Here is a 1,335-nt window from a genome sequence, read left to right as displayed (position 1 = left end):
GAGTTCTCCTCTCTTCCCCGCCACGACGCTCTGCCGATCTCGCGGCGGCGGCGCTCGGCCAGCACCGCGGCCAGGTACTCGGGCGGGCTGGCCTGCGGGGGCGGCGGCGGGGCCACGTACCGGGAGACGGTGTCGGCCAGTTGCAGGCCCATCTCGTAGCGGGTCCGCTCGTCGAACGTGGTGTAGCGGGTCAGGTACTGGTAGGCGGCCGCGGCGACGTCGGCGGGCAGCCGGGACAGCTCGGCCACCTGCGCCCAGCCCGCCATGGACGGCGGCATCTCCACGGCCTCGGCGGGGCGGCGCCCGGAGCGCTCCTGCACCACGACGGTGCCTCCGAGGAAGTCGCCGATCCTGCGGCCCTGCCGGTTGAGCAGGGAGCTGATCAGCGCGATCGTCCCGCTGGTCGCCCAGAGCTCCAGAATCCCGGCGAGCGCCCGGGCCAGCGACTGGCGGAACCGCACCGGCGCCCCGTCGGCACTGACCACCCGCAGCCCCAGCGCGAGCTTGCCGAGGCTGCGGCCCCGGCTGAGCGTCTCGAAGGCCACCGGGTAGCCGACCATGGTCAGCACCACGAGCGTCAGCTCGATGGCCCTGGGCAGCGCCTGGTCCAGTCCGTCGGCCAGCAGGGTGACGGCCAGGGACACCCCGACCAGGAGGGCGAACTGGACGGAGAAGTCGATGAAGAAGGCCACCGCGCGACTGGCGAATCCGGCGGGGCGCAGGTCGAGGGCGACCGCGTCCCCCGTCACCAGGGAAGCCGGTCCACCGTGTCCGTGGCTGTGCGACACCGTCATCTCCTCGCGCGTCGTGGAACCCGGGCGGGCCGTCGAGGGGTGCGCCGCACCGTCCCCGCGACCTGCTTCCAGTCTGTCAGGTGCGCGCAGCGGCGGCTGCGGTCCGACCGGAAACGGCCGCCCGGCCGCCCGCAACGGTGAGTAGAGTCGGGGTGTGGATCTCGACCTCTTCGTCACCGAGCGCCGCCCCTCCTGGGAGAGACTGCACAAGCTGGTGCGCCGCCACCGCCGCCTCACCGGAGAGGAGGTCGACGAGCTGGTCGAGCTGTACCAGCGCGTCGCCACCGACCTGTCGGTGCTGCGCTCGGCGGGGCACGACCCCGCCCTGGCCGGGTGGCTGTCCGGCCTGGTGGCGCGGGCCCGCGCGGTCATCACCGGGGCGCACGCCGGGTCCTGGCGCGACCTGGGCCGGTTCTTCACCCGCTCCTTCCCCGCCGCCCTGTACCGGCTGCGGTGGTGGTGGCTGGCCACCGCGGCGGCCAACGTGGTGGTGGCCGTCGCCGTGGGGGTGTGGATCGCCGCCGACCCCGAGGTGCAGGCG

The 1,335-nt window shown here is 74.4% G+C and carries 1 protein-coding gene and 1 pseudogene; one reads left to right on the top strand and one right to left on the bottom strand.

Annotated features, from left to right (window positions below):
• Positions 1–794, bottom strand: a 794-nt coding sequence (locus AC529_RS18725; RefSeq protein ID WP_198156492.1) for an RDD family protein, incomplete at its 3' end; no start/stop codon positions are given.
• A gap of 154 nt (positions 795–948) precedes the next feature.
• On the opposite strand from AC529_RS18725, the pseudogene AC529_RS18720 reads away from it, so the two are divergent.
• A pseudogene (locus AC529_RS18720) lies at positions 949–1,335 on the top strand (stage II sporulation protein M); the annotation flags it as partial.

The sequence above is a fragment of the Thermobifida cellulosilytica TB100 genome, from assembly GCF_001517975.1.
Lineage (GTDB): Bacteria > Actinomycetota > Actinomycetes > Streptosporangiales > Streptosporangiaceae > Thermobifida > Thermobifida cellulosilytica.
The sequence above is the reverse complement of the archived record's forward strand: the minus strand, read 5'-3'. Positions and strand labels throughout refer to the sequence as shown.